20 protein-coding genes are annotated in these 16,861 nt (G+C 49.4%); 7 read left to right on the top strand and 13 right to left on the bottom strand.

Going from position 1 to position 16,861, the window contains the following annotated elements; genetic code table 11:
• Positions 1–62: 62 nt before the first annotated feature.
• From AAX04_RS05105 to AAX04_RS05085, 5 genes are all read right to left on the bottom strand, one after another.
• Positions 63–809 (bottom strand): ATP/GTP-binding protein, encoded by a 747-nt coding sequence (locus AAX04_RS05105; RefSeq protein ID WP_084761208.1) that lies wholly within the window; start codon positions 807–809, stop codon positions 63–65.
• Positions 802–1,104, bottom strand: a complete 303-nt coding sequence (locus AAX04_RS05100; protein ID WP_066795008.1) for a signal recognition particle subunit SRP19/SEC65 family protein — start codon at positions 1,102–1,104, stop codon at positions 802–804. The genes AAX04_RS05105 and AAX04_RS05100 overlap by 8 nt, the downstream gene beginning before the upstream one ends.
• A gap of 45 nt (positions 1,105–1,149) precedes the next feature.
• Positions 1,150–2,022 carry an ABC transporter permease gene (locus tag AAX04_RS05095; RefSeq protein WP_238377808.1) on the bottom strand — a complete coding sequence of 291 codons (873 nt, stop codon included), beginning with the start codon at positions 2,020–2,022 and terminating at the stop codon, positions 1,150–1,152.
• A 5-nt stretch (positions 2,023–2,027) separates the two neighbouring features.
• Positions 2,028–3,032, bottom strand: a complete 1,005-nt coding sequence (locus tag AAX04_RS05090; protein ID WP_066795004.1) for an ATP-binding cassette domain-containing protein — start codon at positions 3,030–3,032, stop codon at positions 2,028–2,030.
• A gap of 71 nt (positions 3,033–3,103) precedes the next feature.
• On the bottom strand, positions 3,104–3,463 hold the full coding sequence (locus tag AAX04_RS05085) for a DUF2203 family protein (protein WP_066795002.1): 360 nt from the start codon (positions 3,461–3,463) through the stop codon (positions 3,104–3,106).
• 149 nt (positions 3,464–3,612) lie between these two features.
• On the opposite strand from AAX04_RS05085, the gene rrp4 reads away from it, so the two are divergent.
• Complete coding sequence (rrp4, locus tag AAX04_RS05080; RefSeq protein ID WP_066794999.1) at positions 3,613–4,350, top strand: exosome complex RNA-binding protein Rrp4; 738 nt, start codon at positions 3,613–3,615, stop codon at positions 4,348–4,350.
• 45 nt (positions 4,351–4,395) lie between these two features.
• On the opposite strand, the gene AAX04_RS05075 is transcribed toward rrp4, so the two are convergent.
• The gene (locus AAX04_RS05075; RefSeq protein ID WP_066794996.1) at positions 4,396–4,794 is read right to left on the bottom strand and encodes a translation initiation factor IF-5A; all 399 of its coding nucleotides are present in this window, start codon (positions 4,792–4,794) and stop codon (positions 4,396–4,398) included.
• 130 nt (positions 4,795–4,924) lie between these two features.
• Between AAX04_RS05075 and AAX04_RS05070 the strand changes: the two genes are divergently transcribed.
• Complete coding sequence (locus AAX04_RS05070; protein ID WP_066794994.1) at positions 4,925–6,046, top strand: tyrosine--tRNA ligase; 1,122 nt, start codon at positions 4,925–4,927, stop codon at positions 6,044–6,046.
• Here the strand turns inward: AAX04_RS05070 and AAX04_RS05065 are convergent.
• Positions 6,030–7,187, bottom strand: coding sequence for an NAD(P)/FAD-dependent oxidoreductase (locus AAX04_RS05065; protein WP_066794987.1), 1,158 nt, complete (start codon positions 7,185–7,187; stop codon positions 6,030–6,032). The two genes, AAX04_RS05070 and AAX04_RS05065, sit on opposite strands and share 17 nt — an antisense overlap.
• Positions 7,188–7,478: 291 nt before the next feature.
• On the opposite strand from AAX04_RS05065, the gene AAX04_RS05060 reads away from it, so the two are divergent.
• Positions 7,479–9,020: a hypothetical protein gene (locus AAX04_RS05060; protein WP_066794979.1), complete on the top strand. Its 1,542-nt coding sequence runs from the start codon at positions 7,479–7,481 to the stop codon at positions 9,018–9,020.
• A gap of 300 nt (positions 9,021–9,320) precedes the next feature.
• A complete protein-coding gene (locus AAX04_RS05055; protein ID WP_156519709.1) occupies positions 9,321–9,899 on the top strand; it encodes a hypothetical protein in 579 nt (192 codons plus the stop codon).
• Here AAX04_RS05055 and AAX04_RS05050 read toward each other — a convergent pair.
• Positions 9,889–10,413 (bottom strand): hypothetical protein, encoded by a 525-nt coding sequence (locus AAX04_RS05050; RefSeq protein ID WP_066794975.1) that lies wholly within the window; start codon positions 10,411–10,413, stop codon positions 9,889–9,891. The two genes, AAX04_RS05055 and AAX04_RS05050, sit on opposite strands and share 11 nt — an antisense overlap.
• Complete coding sequence (locus tag AAX04_RS05045) at positions 10,410–10,592, bottom strand: TFIIB-type zinc finger domain-containing protein (RefSeq protein ID WP_066794972.1); 183 nt, start codon at positions 10,590–10,592, stop codon at positions 10,410–10,412. The genes AAX04_RS05050 and AAX04_RS05045 overlap by 4 nt, the downstream gene beginning before the upstream one ends.
• A 78-nt stretch (positions 10,593–10,670) precedes the next feature.
• Between AAX04_RS05045 and AAX04_RS05040 the strand changes: the two genes are divergently transcribed.
• A complete protein-coding gene (locus AAX04_RS05040; RefSeq protein ID WP_066794968.1) occupies positions 10,671–10,871 on the top strand; it encodes a hypothetical protein in 201 nt (66 codons plus the stop codon).
• Here the strand turns inward: AAX04_RS05040 and AAX04_RS05035 are convergent.
• Entirely contained in the window at positions 10,868–11,284 is a 417-nt protein-coding gene (locus tag AAX04_RS05035; protein WP_066794962.1) for a hypothetical protein, read from the bottom strand. The genes AAX04_RS05040 and AAX04_RS05035 overlap by 4 nt on opposite strands.
• Before the next feature lie 12 nt (positions 11,285–11,296).
• On the opposite strand from AAX04_RS05035, the gene AAX04_RS05030 reads away from it, so the two are divergent.
• A complete protein-coding gene (locus tag AAX04_RS05030; RefSeq protein ID WP_066794958.1) occupies positions 11,297–12,664 on the top strand; it encodes a type II/IV secretion system ATPase subunit in 1,368 nt (455 codons plus the stop codon).
• 367 nt (positions 12,665–13,031) lie between these two features.
• Entirely contained in the window at positions 13,032–13,508 is a 477-nt protein-coding gene (locus AAX04_RS05025; protein WP_066794955.1) for a hypothetical protein, read from the top strand.
• Between the two features lie 234 nt (positions 13,509–13,742).
• On the opposite strand, the gene hisS is transcribed toward AAX04_RS05025, so the two are convergent.
• The 3 genes from hisS to AAX04_RS05010 form a co-directional block, all read right to left on the bottom strand.
• A complete protein-coding gene (gene hisS / locus AAX04_RS05020; protein ID WP_066794949.1) occupies positions 13,743–15,008 on the bottom strand; it encodes a histidine--tRNA ligase in 1,266 nt (421 codons plus the stop codon).
• 60 nt (positions 15,009–15,068) lie between these two features.
• Positions 15,069–15,509: a hypothetical protein gene (locus tag AAX04_RS05015; RefSeq protein WP_066794947.1), complete on the bottom strand. Its 441-nt coding sequence runs from the start codon at positions 15,507–15,509 to the stop codon at positions 15,069–15,071.
• Positions 15,510–16,106: 597 nt separating this feature from the next.
• Positions 16,107–16,861 (bottom strand): Replication factor C small subunit (locus AAX04_RS05010; RefSeq protein WP_066794944.1); only part of this gene is annotated, 755 nt, incomplete at its 5' end.

Here is a 16,861-nt window from a genome sequence, read left to right as displayed (position 1 = left end):
CAGGTTGGTTAGGCTGGATAATAAGTTATGCTGCCCATTCAGCTGATGCGGGTTACTGGGACTCAACTTGGCTTATCTCCGCCGGTTAGCACCTGCTCCATTATGGCGTGTATCCTATCCAGTCCCTGCCCCTTGACGGCGCTTACGGGTATTGGCTCAGGTATCATGCCTATGCTCCTAATGATCCCACCTATCCTAGTCACCAACTCTGAGTCACCCCTGGTTTCGAGGTAATCGGGCTCCTCAATCATGTTCTCAATCTCCTCAATCTCCTCCTCGGTCAATAGGTCGGCCTTATTGAGGACGTTAACCTGGGTCTTCTGAATCCTTAACTGGACTGATAGGGAGAGGAGTAGGCTTGAGGCTAGGCCCAGCATTGTCCTGGCGTGGACGGAGTCTATGACGAAGATGACCATGGACTTGTCCATGTTTAACCTATTAACTATTAATGGCCCAGTATCCCTGAAGGCAAACATCTCCAGTTGGCCGGGGGTATCCACTATCAGGTATGTTGGGTCCAGTTCACTTATCTGCTGCCTAAGTTCATCAACCTTGGTTATTATCAGGTCCACGGCGGCTATCAGTGAGGCGTTGGGGCCTAGCTTATACTTCCTCATAATCCCCCTGGCCGACACGTAATCCCTAATGTCAATGTCGGGCGTGTAGGGTAGGTACTCGGCCGCTGGGTCTAGGTTAAGTATCCCCACGTAGTTGTCCTGGCTCTCCAGGTAGTCGGCTAGGGCTGAGGTTAAGGTTGACTTCCCCGAGCCAGCCGTCCCGGTTATGAAGACCGTCAGTATGTTAACCACCCCTCCTACTACTCTTAACAACCTGGGCAAGTTTCCTAATAAGGCTTCTCCTATTGTAACCCTCAACCTTATAGACGTGGATGCACCCTACGTAATCCTCCTCAAACCAATGCCTAGGGTGCCTCTTCTCTGGGTGAACCTCATATCTAAACCCAAGCTTTGATGCGGCGTTAGCCAGTTCGTCGAGGGTGGGCTTCTCCACGGCAAGCTGTCTAGGCACAACCCTGCCATCACTCCTACTGATCGTTGAGTCTATGTTAACCCTCCACACGACCCAGTAGTCCTTTTTACTCATCCTTGCTTTAAATGGTGTTAATGGGTATTTAAACTTGATTCAACTTTAACCCTCGCTTAGGAAGCGCCATGAAAGCACTATGCCTATTGCTGAAAAGGCTATGGCGAATACCGCCAGGTAGAGGAAGTCCATTGGCACGCTGAATGTTGATATGCCCAGCAGTAAGCCCCTCGTCACGTCGTTGACGTAGGTAAGTGGGTTTATGTAGGCTATGGGCCTAAGCCACCAGGGCATCATCTTTATTGGGTAGAATGAGTTGCTGGCGAACATGAGCGGCATGTTGAGTAGGTTTATTATGGCCATTTGGGATTGCCAGTTCGTTGAACGGAGGGCGAGGGTTAGGTATAGTGCCGAGAAGCCCAACGCCAGTAGCGTTAAGGCTGCGTAAACACCGACTATGCTTAAGGCAAATCCTAGGGGGGTTAGGCTGGTGTTGAACTTCATGCCGAGTAGAGTGGCTATTATGAGCACTATAGTGGCCTGGGCAAGGGACCTTAGCACCGAGTTAAGCACCTTACCCATTATTATACTGCCCCTAGGCACGGGCGTGGTGAGTAGCTTATCCAGGACACCTAGCCTCCTATCCCACACTATACTCATGCCGCTGTTCATCGCCGTGAAGAAGGTTATCTGAGCAACCATTGAGGCCGCTAGGAATGAGAAGTAGTCCGTGGTCCCGAAGGTTGACTTTAAGTAGGCCTGGGCTATCTGGTCAATAATCTGCTTAGGTATGTTTAGCCCCGGTATATTTACGCTGCCGTTCGTGAATATCGAGGCCATGTTCATTGACTTGCCGAAGAAGGCCAACCAAACTATGGGTTGAATCAAGGTTACTATAAGCACCACTGGGGCCTTATACCACTTCTTAAGCTCCCTATCGGTTAAGGTCCATAAGCCATGCAGTGGGTTACTGGCCATGGTCATCACCTCCTGGCGGTCCTCACAATCCTCCTCATGGCCATCGCCTCCTCCCTACTACCCCACTCATCCCTTAGGCTATGACCCGTGTACTCCATGAAGACCTCATCCATTGATGGCTCCTTTATGGCTATGCTAGTCACCCTAACGCCGGCCTTACTCAACACGTCAAATATGAGTGGCGCCGCCCTACTACCATCACTAACCTTAAACCTAATGAAGCCCTCAACAATCCTGACGTCACTTAAGCCATCAATATTTTGAAGAACCTTAACGGCAGTCTCCGGGTTACCTGCCACTTGAAGTATAACCACGTCACCGCCCACCACCTTCTTCAAATCCCTTGGGGTACCTATGGCTAGTATCTTACCGTGGTCAATTATGGCTATCCTATCGCAGTATTGGTCAGCCTCCTCAAGGTAGTGAGTTGTGACGAATATTGTCGTACCCAGTTGCTCCTTAAGCCTAAACACGTACGACCATATGGCGGCCCTGGTCTGGGCATCGAGACCTAGCGTGGGTTCATCAAGGAACAGTATCCTAGGCCTATTAATCAAACCCATGGCTATCTCAAGCCTCCTCCTCATACCCCCTGAGTAGGTTTCAACCTTCCTATCCGCAGCGTGGGACAGCTCCACAAGGTCAAGTAACTCAGTGGCCCTTTCCTTGGCTTCCCTCTTCGGTATGCCGTATAGGCCGGCTATCATCATTAGGTTCTCCCAGCCGGTCAAATCCTCATCACTGGTGAAGTCCTGGGGCACTACACCAATAGACTCCCTAACCTTAGCCGGCTGCTTAACAATGTCGTAACCACCCACTAATGCCGTGCCCTCGGTGGGCCTTGTTACGGTGGTCAGCATCTTTATTGTGGTGGTTTTACCTGCCCCATTAGGGCCTAGGAAGCCGAATACCTCACCGTACTTAACCTCGAAGTTTATGTGATCCACCGCCAGTATTGGGCCATAACGCTTAGTTAGGTTTATTGCCTTTATTGCTGAATCACCTAGCATAGTAATCGATATCGGTGCCGCGCGCTCATTTATAAACGTTACGCGGTCAATAGCTCCATTAAGCTGGTGCCCTATGACGCTTCCTCATTCTTAATTCCCCCACTGGGTCCGAATAGTTTAACATCCCTTATCCTCATCCTGATGTGGCTGTCAATCCAGTGCCAGTACATTACCCTCGGTTCACCATACCTATAGCACAACACCACCCTGTAACTACCCCTATACAGTGTTGGGAAGTGCACTATGCCTAGCCTCGTGTTTATCATGAAGCCCAGTCTCCTCGACAGTTTAATCAGCCACATTGACTGCTCATGTATGGTGGCTAAATTACCGCTCCTATACGCCTCCATTAAACCACCTAGTATTGGCCTTATCTCGTTAATCACTGTGTTAGCCTCATCAACCGTGAAGGTACGCCTACGCTTACCCATGGGTCAGCTTAGCCACCTGCTTATTTAAGCGTGATTTGTCGGTTTTTTACCGGGTTTATAGAGAGGTGGCTGAAAGTATTCACAGCTTCATCCCCCGGGAACGAGTCCTTATCAGCAACGCTTATTACTCCCAACTAAAAACCCGCATTATGCTTAACGTCACAGATAGGATGATAGTGCTCCCGGGGGATTTGATTGGTGGGAGGAGTAATGACTATGTGATTGTAGGGTCAGTGTACTGGGAGGGGGATAAGGCCTACGCCGCCACAGTGGCTACGATTAACATTAAGGGTGATGTTAAGCCCATGGAGGTTCAGGTAATACCGTTGAATGGGACCTATAAACCTAGGCAGGGTGACGCCGTGATAGGGTATGTGGTGGATATACTGGTTAACGGCTGGGAGGTTGACATTAAGTCACCGTACTCGGCTTACTTACCTGTGAATGAGGCTACCCTAAAGCCCGTTGACGTGGTCACCGCCGACTTAAGAAACATTTTGAACATTGGAGACGTGGTGTTGGCTAAGATAAGCGACTTCAACCTAGCTAAGGATTACCCAGTGACCTTGACCATTAAGGAGTCTAGGCTGGGTAGGATTGAGGATGGAACAATCGTTGAGATAGATCCTGTTAAGGTGCCTAGGGTTATAGGTAAGAAGGGGTCCATGGTGAACATGTTTAAGGATGAGTTAAACTGCGACGTAACCGTGGGGCAGAACGGCAGGATATGGGTTAGGTGTAGGAATAGGCGTGACGAGGTCTTCGTATCCCAAACCATTAAATTCATAGAGAGGGAGAGCCACCAGAGTGGATTAATGGATAGGGTTAAGGCAATTATACAGAGCTATAAATCCGCCACAACCGGAGCCGCCGCCCAGTCCCAGTAGCCGTGTGAAAAACAATGGGCTTATTTTTAACGTGCACAGGGCCGGTTACCTAACCCTCATTATTTTCCTGTAGCCGGCCACATCCCAAACCTCAACCTGCACCCCAGGCTCAAGCTTACCCTTAGCCTCCTCCTCAATGTAGCCGCTGGGTATTTCGAAGGTTTGGTAGTTCCTGAGGTCCATTAACTGTATATTATCCCCAGCCACTGATATTACCTGCGCCGTGAATTTCTCAATAACTGGAACCTCCACGGCTGCGTCAGTTGGGACGACTATGGTCCTCTTAACCCCATCAATGACACCTATCCCAACTATCCTAGCCTTAGCGCTGCCGTGCTTACCGGTCTTACTCTTCTCAACCTCAACAACCCTGCAGGGCACGTTATCTATCATTATGTACGACCCCTCCTTAATATCCCCCGCAGAAGCAGTCCTAGTGGACATATACCCACCCAACGCGCCCTCCCCATTTAAACTTTAAATAATTGCCCTCAACTGCGCCGTGAATTAAAGCCCTATACCCATGGTTGCTACGGCTGGAAGACTTATTAAGGCTAAGGCGGCTGTACAGCTGATGGATGTTGAGGATAAGGTTAACCTAGCCCTCAAGTACCCAACAGAGGAGGTTATAACCATCGAGGACCTGAGGAGTTACTTCGAGACTGGGGATCAGCTTAAGCACTACATAGGCTTCGAGATATCCGGCTACATCCACATAGGCACGGGCGTGGTGAGCATGTATAAGGTTGTAGACCTACAGAGGGCTGGGGTTAAGGTGACCATACTACTGGCCGACCTGCACTCATGGCTTAACCATAAGCTTGGCGGTGACCTGGAGGTTATCAGGAAGGTCGCCGTGACTTACTTCAAGGAGACCCTGAGGAGGTCGATAGGCATACTTGGCGGTGACCCGGATGCGGTGGACTTCATACTGGCCTCGCAGCTGGTTGAGGATAAGCATGACTACTGGGTGCAGGTCCTGGACCTGGCCAGGCAGGTTTCGCTATCGGACATTAGGCACAGCTTAACCATAATGGGTAGGGTGTTCACCAACACGGCCAAGATGTCTTGGCTAATATACCCACTAATGCAGATCGTAGATGTGTACGCCCTAGGCACACACATAGCCCATGGGGGTGTTGACCAGAGAAAGGTCTATGTTCTTGCCAGGGAGGTTTACGATAAGATTAAGTTAATGCCCCTTACCCTTGGTGGTAGGGTTATTAAACCAGTGATCCTCCTCCACCACCTACTACCCTCACTGGCTATGACAGGTAAGGAGAGTAAGCTTGACCTATCTGAGGCTAAGATGAGTAAGTCAAGGCCTGAAACAGCAATATTCCTACACGACTCACCCAGTGAAATAAGTGAGAAGATTAAGAACGCCTACTGCCCACCCAAGGTCACTGAGAACAACCCAGTCCTCGAGTTGGCTAGATTATTTTCCTTCAGGGAACCTAGGAAGGAACCCTTCCTGATTAAGAGGCCCAGTGAGTACGGGGGTACAGCGGAGTACTGGGCCTTCGAGGAGTTGACTAGGGACTACTCGCAGGGCAAGGTTCACCCACTGGACCTTAAGAACGCCGTGATTGAGGAAGCGGTTAGGTTCATGGAGCCCTACTGGAAATGGTTCAGCACGGGTGATGGGGCAAGGTTGCTGAGTGAAATGGGTAGCTTGGTTAAAATAACGCGGTGACCAGGTCGCGTAGGTTAATGGTGCTTATGTTCAGGGAGGGGGCGTATTTAATTAGGGTTAAGCCCAGTTTAGGCCTAGCCATCAGTAACCTGATTAAGGCATCCATGTGATTGTCGTAATCTGGGACATTAACCTCAACGCCATCGAACTCCCTAAGCGCCCCCTCAGCCACTGTTACATTGCTATATAGCATACTTGAAAGAGCCGAGTAGGCCCTAGCCAACCTACCCAGCGTTCCACCCAGGGCCCTACTGTACTCGGCTATAGGGTCTCCAACACCCCAATACTCATGGAGCACCCTGGCTAGTATTAAGGACGTTAACATGCCTGTCACGATACCCCCACCGGTCAGTGATTTAGTTATGCCCGTTGAGTCACCCACCGCAGCCACCGAGCCCTGTCCATAGTTAACGCTACTAGCCCCCAGGACCACCCTTCCCCCAAAGATCCTCCTTGGGCTTAACCCAAGTTCGCTAATGATTTTCCTGAACCTTAAGCCGACAACACTTGGATCGTCGACAACACCAACCCTGAATTCCCCATCACCCCTGGGCACTATCCAGGTGAAGAACCTCCCGCTGTAGTGTTTACCGAAGAGGACCACTATGTGGTGTTCATCATTAACCATGCCCTTAAGGTACTGGGAGTAGCCATCAGCCTGAACCCCACTCACCGTGTTTAACCTAGTCCCAAGCGTAATCCTACTGAGCACGTTCCTAGCCCCCTCCCCAATGACAACTATATCGTAGGACCTCTCAAAGCCCCCAAACCCCCTAACCACACCCCCCCTACCCACCTCAGTGACCCTAATACCCATGTGTATGCCTTTAAATGACGCCCTGCCGTATAGGTACTCCTCAAGGCCAGGCCTATTCAACATGACTATCCTGTTACCAGTGAACCTAAGCAGTACACCTTTAGAATTTAGGCTATTGGTGATTGTTAGGCTACTGTAGTAGTTGTCAACCACCCTTCCACCTAAACCAAGGGCAATGGCCATCCTCTCACTGACAAGTCCAGTGCAGTGCATGGGTAAGCCGAGCCTACTATCCTCCTCTATCAAGTATAAGTCGGCATCATTCCTAAGTAGCCAAGCCAGAAACAGGTTGCTTGGGCCACCGCCAATTAACCCAACCCTCACGGCAATTAAACCTAAGCCGGCTTAAAAACACACCCACAGAGCCGAAGGATACTGACCCCCTCCCCACCTTAAAGGACGGGGGTTCCTTGGGGTCTTGGAGGTTACCCCGCTTTCATCGGGGCTACTGAACAGACCCACATAGTGGGGTGACCCCACCCTAAAGGGCAAGGTTTATCGTTTGCTCTATCACGCTATTCCTCACTCATCCTCATGGTTTAGGCATTAACTTGGGTTGTTGGCTTCTTGAGCTTCAGGGTACGGTTTATAAATACTGACTTGAGTGTTGGCTTGGTGTCTTGGAAGGAGCTTAGGGATCCTGTGCATGGTTGGATTAGGCTGAGCTTAGATGAGGCCAGGTTCCTTGATGATGATATCTATGTCCAGAGGCTCAGGAGGGTTTTGCAGGATGGCTTAGTTCACTACGTCTACCCATCGGCCAGGGGGACTAGGTTTGAGCATAGCTTAGGCACTATGCATCTGTCATCCTTAATGTCGGAGAGGGTTATTGGCGAGGCTGATGGGAAAACCCTTAGGGCATTGATGGGCCGCCTCGGCATCCATGACGACAACGTGAGGGTCCTAGGCGAGTACGTTAGGTTGGGTGGGCTACACCACGACATAGGGCACCCACCCCTATCCCACGTACTCGACGGTTACCTAGCCCCCTTGGTTAAGCCTGAGCCCCAGCTCTACATGGCTGGGGTTGGTAAGGAGCATGAGGTTGCTGGGTTCATGCTAATGGGTTCAAGGGGGTTCAGGGACCTGGTTAGCATGCTGGGTGTTGATGCTGGTGTGCTTAGGTTGTTGACATTCTACAGGTTGGTTAAGAGGATTAGGTTAGTCTCCAGGTACGGTGATTCAGCCTTAAGCCTAGGCGTACCTGAGGTTAAGCTACTGGAGGGGCTTAGCGACGATGAGCTCATGCTCCTCGAATCCCTAGCTTCAATACTGTCCGGGGGTATTGATGCGGATAGGCTTGACTACACGCTGAGGGACCTCTACTTCACCGGGGCTGGGTCTGGGAGTGGGGCCATTGACATAGCTAGGCTGGTTAACTACCTGCACCTGGGCAGGGGTATGCTGGTCTTTGACGATAAGGCTAAGGCCTTCCTGGAGGGTTACGCCCTAGCTAGGTATAACCTGTACAAGTGGGTTTACATGCACCACAAGGTTCTCCTCTTCGACGAGATGACGAGGGAGGTGCTTAGGCAAGTCATGACGCTGAGCATCGCCTCGGAGCTGAGGGAGGCGGCCTTAAGATTCCTAAACGGTAACCCAAGCGAGAAGAACCTAGACATCTACACCGATGATCAACTAAGCGTTACCATAGGCGCCGCCTATCATGGTGGATTACTGGAGGGCTATGTTAGGGAGTACGCGGACTCAATTATGCATAGGAGGACTGGCATGAGGGCCCTTTGGAAGAGGGACGAGGACTACATAACAACCCTGGGCCTTGGCAATGCGGTAATGCTGAACAGGTACATTGACGAGAACCTTGAGGGTAAGGGGCTGGGCTGGGCCGTTGAGTTCAAGCAAAGCATAATCAACGAGTTGAGGAGGATCCTCAACTGCGACTGTAGGCTACTGGTATCCGTGGCATCATTCATAAACGACATAGGGGCTTTGATAAGGAACAGCGACGGCAACCTAATGCCCATAAACGAAGCCTCACCCCTAATAAAGGCCATTGACAATGCATGGGAGCAAACACCACACATATTCATATTCGTGAACTCAACCGAGCTAGAGACCAAAGGCATAAACCCAGGTAAGGTCAAGGAGGAGGCTGTTAAGGTACTAACTAGGCTGATCCTGAATAATTATAACTAAGGAATAATCAATTTCACCTCATCCTAACACCCACCGGTATTTTAGGTATGCTACTTTTTAGGTATGCTACTGGGTGTTAGGTAGCATTTTCTGTAGATTTTTCTACCTAACACCCAACCCTAGCCCTAGTTTAGTGATTACCCTACAGGAGGTAATTAGGGTGTTAGGTGGGTTTGCCTGAATAATGTGTTCGGTTAATGCGTTTTAGTTAGCTAGGTTTCAAATAATCTTCGGTTTCATAATTCAATTCCCGTGAGGTAACTAGGTGGCTTTGAATAATAGTTAAAAGGGCTGATGGGCATGGCGCAGGTGATTGCTGAGAATTACGTGACTGTGGGTTCCCTTAAGGTTAGGTACCTGGAGGTTGGGGTGGGGGGAGTACCTGTTGTTGTTATGCCACCGGTTAACTTAACGGTCAGTAGCATCCTCAACGTTGCCGGTGAGTTCACTGGGGTGGGGCTTAGGGTGATTGCAGTTGATGCCTCATCCTTCACACGCATGAATAGGGCCAGTAAGGTGACTGCCCTATCATTAATTGTAGATAAGCTGAGCAGCGGCTTTGTGCTGCTGGGCCTGGGGCAGGGTGGCGTGGTGGCCTTGGATTACGTAACCCAGTTCATGCCCAAAGCCCTCATTGGGCTTGCCTTGGTTTCGACACCTAGGGTCATAAACTACCTTGACCTCTTACCCAGGCTTAATAGGCCCATGATCCTCATCTACAGCATTAATGACCCTAATGCACCTGTTGAGGAGGCTAACACGGTTAAGTCGGTGGCTAATGGAGCTAGGTTAACCTTAATCAACGGGGACTGGGTGGGTGAGCTGGGTAAGGTTGCCCAGCTGGTTGCCTCATGGGTAATTGAGATAACTAAGACCTAGCCCGCAGTGCATCTATGGTGCTCCTAACCAGGAAGTATGATGAAGAGGCCAGGGCTGCGGACACCAGAGTGACAATCAGCAAGCTGTAGAGGGCCAGTGAACCCTTGTCTATGATTGAGCAGTAGGTCGTAATGTGGCCATTGCCTGAGGTTATGTTAACCACCCCATTCTGGCTCCTTAGTGGGTTGAGGGCTAGGCAGGTTAAGGTGTAGCCAGCCTTATTAGTGTAGTTTATGCTGATGTAATCGCTGGCGTTGGATACTGCATTAATGTAAAGCAGCGTTTCCATGCCGGGTAGCGAGTATCTGAAGGCAATGTAGTGTACATTGCAAGTCGTCGTATTCCTAATCCCCAGCACACCCCATGCGTGTACTTCAATGAACTGGGCGTTGGTGGTGATGTTCATGCGCATCTGCGTGGCGTTAACCACCAGCATGCACTGCTGGGCGTGGGTAACCACGGCTAGCCCAAACAGTACCACCAAAGCTATTGGAAGCAGGTTAACCATCCTCATGGTTCAGGTATCCTAACGCCCGGGTCTATTAAGTTTTCCTGCTTAAGCCTATTAAGGAACCTGTACATATGCAGCCTAATCACCTTAGAGCCGCATTTACCGCAGTAGGGCTTACCCTCAATTATAAGGCCAACATTCCTACTACCGCAGACCACACAGGCCCACTTATCACTAGACACTGGACTGGGTGACCAAGCTTCATTAAAAACGTTCCGCCTCGGCAAAACACTTAATTACCCCAATCCACCCGAGGACCCATGAGGATTAGGGACTTGGTGGTGTGGGCAGTGGCACTGGTACTGCTAATAGTGGTGTTCGGGTTCACTTACCTAGGCTATAGGGGTGGGTATCCGCATAGGTACGCCTACGAGGCCTTCGGGGTGGACTTCATAATACTCATAGTGCTCCTCTACGGTCTCTACACGATGGTTAAGCCAAGTGGTGTTAGGCAACGTTAACCTGGGCTGCCCAGGGCTGGGTGGATCACGTAGTAGGTTCCATTACCAGTAACTAATGCACAGTACCTACCCACCTGTATCACTATACTGTTGATGCTTACTGGAACCATGCCTGTGCCGTTAAGGCAATTCAGAGAGCCTAGACCAATACTCAGTATTTCACTTGATGAGTAGTCGTAGGACTTGAATAGGTTAATTAGGATTAAGGCAAGTGATGCCATTACAACAACCATGATTAGCACCACTAGGACTGCAACCACGCTGGACAAGCCATCCCTCACGCCACCATTAAGGTTCCTTAACCTAGGCCAATTCATAGGCTGTTGTTTAAGTGGTACCCTAGGGCTGGCTGCAAGTAGGGTAATGTTAACCAGCCTTAACCCTACGTGCACTTGGCTTAAGGCTACCTGCATGGACTTGGCTTAATGCACGTATCCATCGTTAAGCCCATTGGCAATGCCTTATCCAGCAAAACCATAACTAACCTCGGCATTAGGACTTTGATCGAGTACAGAAGCGTCGGCGACGTGGTTCAAGTCTTCCCAATGGACCAGGTCCCAGGCTACATAACCCTAGTGGACCCAACATTCTTCGAGGAGTGGGTTAAGTTAGGTAAAAACCCAGCTAAGTTAATTAAGAGGTATAAGTCAGCCTTAACTAGGCTTGGGCATAGACCTGACGAGAAGTTTGACTCCCTGGTTAAGGCAGTGGTGGATAGGTGGATCAACGCCTACGGCCCATTAACACCCATACTAATGGATGAGGGCGTGACGGACGTTTACATCGACCTAAGTGGCGTTAGGGTTAACCATAGGGATTATGGTTTATGTGTGGTTAGGCTAAGTGAGGTTAGGGTCATTAGGCCAGTTAGGTTACTCCCAATGAGGCTAACCGAGGCTAACCTAACCATTAGGGACCTGGTTAACCACATCGCAGTTAACGTGGCCAGGAGGACTAGGACACCCATAACAGCCTACATGCCCCTAGTCTCAGTAACGGACCCAGAATACAAGGTTAGGTTCACCATCTCCACCGAGCCAGTCTCTAGAATCAGCATCCACGTCAGGATCCTGCCCAGTAGACCATGGACACTGCCCCTACTGGTGAAGCAGGGCATGCTGACCATTAACCAAGCCGCCCTACTGTGGAGGCTGGCTGAGGATAAGGTCCCGATACTGATAATAGGCCCCATGGGTTCAGGAAAGACAAGCCTGGCCAATGCCATAGCCATGATGGTTAAGCCTCACGCAATGAAGGTCCTCATAATGGACGTCGACGAGATGAACCTACCAGGACACCTGGTGGTTAAACTCTTCGAGAGGAAGTCCTTCGGCCTAGGGGTTAGGCCAATAACCAAGGGTGAGCTGATAGCCCACGCATTGAGGATGGGGGCAGACTACGTGATAGTCAATGAGGTTAGGGAACCTGAGGAGGTTAAGGCATGGTTAAACGCAGTGACCACTGGCCATGGCGGGATAACGACTTTTCATGCTGAGGACTACCAGCAGATGATTAGGAGACTCTCCGTACTAACCCCAAACCCAGAGGACATACTGAGGGATATTGCAGTGGTGGTGCTTGGTCTCGATTACGTACCCACGGACCTAGGTAATGGGGTGAGGGTACTGAGGAGATTCAGGTACGTTAAGGACATAGTCGTACCCAGCAGTGTAAATGACCAGCCAGATATAAGGAATGACCTACACATAAGGAGAAGCATAATAGGCGAACTAATGGATGCACCCATAGATCAACTACTAGCGTCAATAAGCAAACTACACACCCATGCATGATTTTTGAGATTTGCGATTTGTTTTAGGTGGTTTCATTGAAGTAGCCTCTGCGTCTCATTTAATGTGCTGTTCCTCCTCTAATGATTTTATGAAAGATTGAATGGTAATGAAGAAATTGAAGCATAACCTACGATGATCCTAAAAATCAATGTAAAAATTGAGAAAATTCATGAAACATGCAATCTGAATAATGGCCTAATGTGAATCAAAGTTATGCCAAACTATAATGCTAATCCATTATTTCACGAAATTCAGTATAACTGCATGCATGATGTATGCTTAAACCTGCTTGGCTTCTAATTATTGGGTCTTATGAATGGTGTTAGGTAGAAAAATGTTTATAAAGTGCTACCTAACACTCTAATTCATGGGGTCTAAGAAAGCTTCAGCAGCTTTACTAGACCCCCTGGGTTTGTTTGATGTCAGGGAGTTGGTTAGGATTGAGGAAAGGCTTAGTGATGTTGAATCTTCATTAAAAAGGCTGGAGGAGGAGCTTAGCATCGTAGAGCCTTTGGTTAAGCTTTACGAGGAGTACGGTGACTGTTACCTTGAGAAGACGTGGGTTAAGAATAAGGTGGGTGACAAGTATTATTACTATTACCTTAAGTGTAAGGGTGAGGGTAGCATTAAGAGCATTTACCTAGGTAAGGAGGGTGAGGCACTTACCATTTACAACGAGGTCTACAAGCCGTTAATAACCATGGCGAGGAGGATCAGTGAATTAAAGGCTAGGTTAACTGACCTAGCCAACCTACGCAGCGAGTTAAGGCACTATGCGGAGGAGATTTGGAAGGTCTCAGACGGCTTAAGGGAAACCAAGAAGAAGGTGGAAAGTATCCAGTAAATTCATTAAAATGGATTGTTGTGAAAAATAAAAATCCTTTAATGACGTGTTGATTAATGGTTTATGTGGTTGGTGGGAGGGGTTTGGTGTCTTTGTTTATTAGCCTTGGCTTTAGATATACTGCCGGTTAATTCCCTTAGTCCAATCTATTCGGTTTAAGGTAAAACAAGAGAAGTATCTATAATTTGCTATGACTCCCTCCCACCCTGAAGGGCGGGACTTGTTGTTCTTTTGTCACTGTTTAAGTAACCTGCTTAGTGGTACGTCTTCCTCACTCCAGGTTTCTAGGTCCCTGACCCTGGCCATGTTGTTCTCCATTTCCCTACGCCCAATTATGATGAACTTCCTAGCCTTAATCTTAGAGGCGTATTCGAGGGCTGACCTGAGACTGGGCTTACCGACATCCAAAATCACCCTAAATCCCATGCCCCTCAGGTTTTCAGCTATCCTAACGCCCACGCCGTATTGCTCAGGCTCCATAGGGTATATGTAGAAGTCCACGGATGGCTGTGAGTCGCCTAATTCGCCTAGGGCTAGCATAACCCTCTCTATGCCTATTGCGAAACCCACCGCCGGCACATCCTCCCCTGAGTATATCCTCAACAACTCATCATACCTGCCGCCACCCCCAACTGCCAGTTTAATCCTATCCGTGTAGAGCTCGAAGACGAAGCCCGTGTAGTAATCGAGACCCCTCACTATGCTTAAATCCAACCTAACCCTATCGGCAACGTTGTAGTGGGTTAGGGTCTTTGAGAGGGACTCGAAGTAGTTAACAAGTTGATCACTAATACCCAGCCTCCTCAACTCACCAATTGACTCACCTATCGGTGTGTTCACGCCAGCCAAATCCACCAGGTACTTGGCCTTACCCTCCTCAACCCCCTCCTTAACCAGTAGCCTAACCAACTCCTCATCCGGAACCTTACCCCTCTTATCAAGCACCCTAAGCACCGCATCCCTAGCGGCATTTATGCCCAGTTTCTCAAGAACCTGATCCATGACCCTCCTGTCGCTGACCCTAACCATCAATTGAGGTAGGTTAACTGCCTCAAGCGCCTTGACCGCCAGTGCAAGCACCTCGGCGTCTGACTGAACGGTGGGTGACCCAACGTGCTCAACGCCGAATTGGTAAAACTCCCTAAACCTACCAAACTGGGGTTCATCATACCTCCAGACCTTTGAGACGTAGTAAAGCCTAATGGGCCTTGGGAAGTCACGCCTATAGGAGAGGACCCTGGCCACCGGGACAGTCATGTCAAACCTTAACCCAAGCTCCCTACCAGCCTTATCCCTCAGGTAGTATATCTCATTAATCACCTCCTCACCTGCCTTAGCCTTAAGAACCTCGAAGTGCTCCAGGGCCGGGGTCTCTATGGCGCTGTAGCCGAAGGACTCCGCCACTGTTGAGAGACGGTTAGCTATGTTGATCAGTGAGTAGTACTTATCAGGGGTCCAGTCATTCATACCCCTGGGTGGTTGAAGCATCCAATCCTCCATTCAACTATGTGTGTTAAGGCTGGGATTTAAAGGTTTATAGTGGCCATGCGGTTGCCTAGTCTAGGGAGGTAGGGTGCTGGCCTCCATGGTTAACCTCCCAGTGAACTTGTATATGTGCACTAGACTGGTTACCGTACCGTAGATGCTCATCAGCGAGTTCACAAGCTTACCGGCTAGGTCATTGACTATGCCTATGGGAACCTCACCAGTGCAGGACTTAAACCTACCATTAACAACCACGTTACCACCACCGCCCACGAGTAGCATGCCCTCAAACTCCTCATTGTCAAGCCCTAATGAGCCCCCATAGGCCTCGGTAACGTTGCCAAGGACATGCCTGATGCTGAGTGGTGCATTGGTTAAGTTAACCTCACTAGGGTTGACCGCACCCCACCTCAACACACTTGACATAACCTTACCAAACTCAGCTTCCTCGCTCTCAGGTTTAATCAGTAGGAAGACGCTGCACCCCGTGATGTAAGCCTCAATTTCAAGCTTCATAGTTACTTACCTAGGAGTTCAGGTAAATAAACCTTACCAGCGTTCTTAACTGAATTTGTTTATAGCCACTATTTGTGTCTGTTAAATGGCCTTCGCCGCTGATTCGTATGCGTCACCGATTGTTTATAGACTCCAGTCGTGAGATGACCATAAACTCACGTGACTGGTTAAGTAGTGGCCAAGATAATGAGACATTGTGCCTCATGAAACCGCGTAATCATATGCAATGATAAAGCGAATGACAAACCTCGCCCTTTAGGGTGGGAAGGATATGACCCCCTTCCCGCCTTTTGGGTGGGGTTTCATTGTGGGGGTCTCGTCCGTTACTCCCTCTGCGGGGTTAATGGTTTCGTTCTTGGGGTGGTGATAAGGGTGGGGTATCGCCCCACCGGCTCATCTGAGGTAAGGGAAACCCCCTCTCGGGGGCACCAACCCAAGCACCAAACATCCCAACAAAACTGAAGCTTATAACCTGACGCATAAGACCCCACGTAGTGGGGTAACCCCACTCTAAAGGGCGAGGCTTGACCATTTTTATCAGAAATTATGATCGTCGAAGAAATAATAGTGATCCTTAAACAGCATAGGCATATGGGTTTATGAACCAGCAGCCTTGAGGAGCATTCTAATCTCAGCCAGCAGTCCAACCACCTGCGTTAACTCATCCCCACCCCTCAGTATTGCGTGGTGGCGCATGGCTATGCTGTATATTATCCTTGGCTTCAGGTACTCCGGAATATTTAGATTTGTGACCGTTGAAGTCACCTCCCTATGGATAAGCCTAGTCACGTAAATGGGGTCAACACCCCTATCCTTTATTAACGACTTCAAGCCAACCACTGCCTTACCAAAGTCGCCAGTTAATGCCTCGTAAACCAAGTCCCTAACCTCCCTCGGGTTAAAGCCGCCGAAGAGTTGGTACACGGCATCTTCATCAACCCTCCCCCTAGTTACGGCTATGGTTTGCATTGTGTTTATTGCTTTTCTTAGGTCTCCTTGTGTTGTTTCCCATATTGCCTCTAGCCCATCCTCACTTGCCTGTACTCCCACTTCCTTTGCTATTTGCCTTAGCCTCTCTATTACTGCTTCCCTTGGTAGTGGGTTGAATCTGAAGATTGCGCACCTTGACTGTATTGGCTCTATTATCCCGCTTATGTAGTTTGCGAGTAGTATGAATCTTGTTGATGCTGCGTACATCTCCATAATCCTCCTTAAGGCTTGCTGTGCATCACTAGTCATGTTATCAGCCTCATCTAGGATGACTAGTTTGAATGGTACTGGGCCTGTGGCCACTGTCCTAGCGAACTCCTTAACCTTCTCCCTAATAACATCAATACCCCTCTCATCACTGG

Source organism: Caldivirga sp. MU80 (assembly GCF_001663375.1).
GTDB lineage: Archaea > Thermoproteota > Thermoprotei > Thermoproteales > Thermocladiaceae > Caldivirga.
The sequence above is the reverse complement of the archived record's forward strand: the minus strand, read 5'-3'. Positions and strand labels throughout refer to the sequence as shown.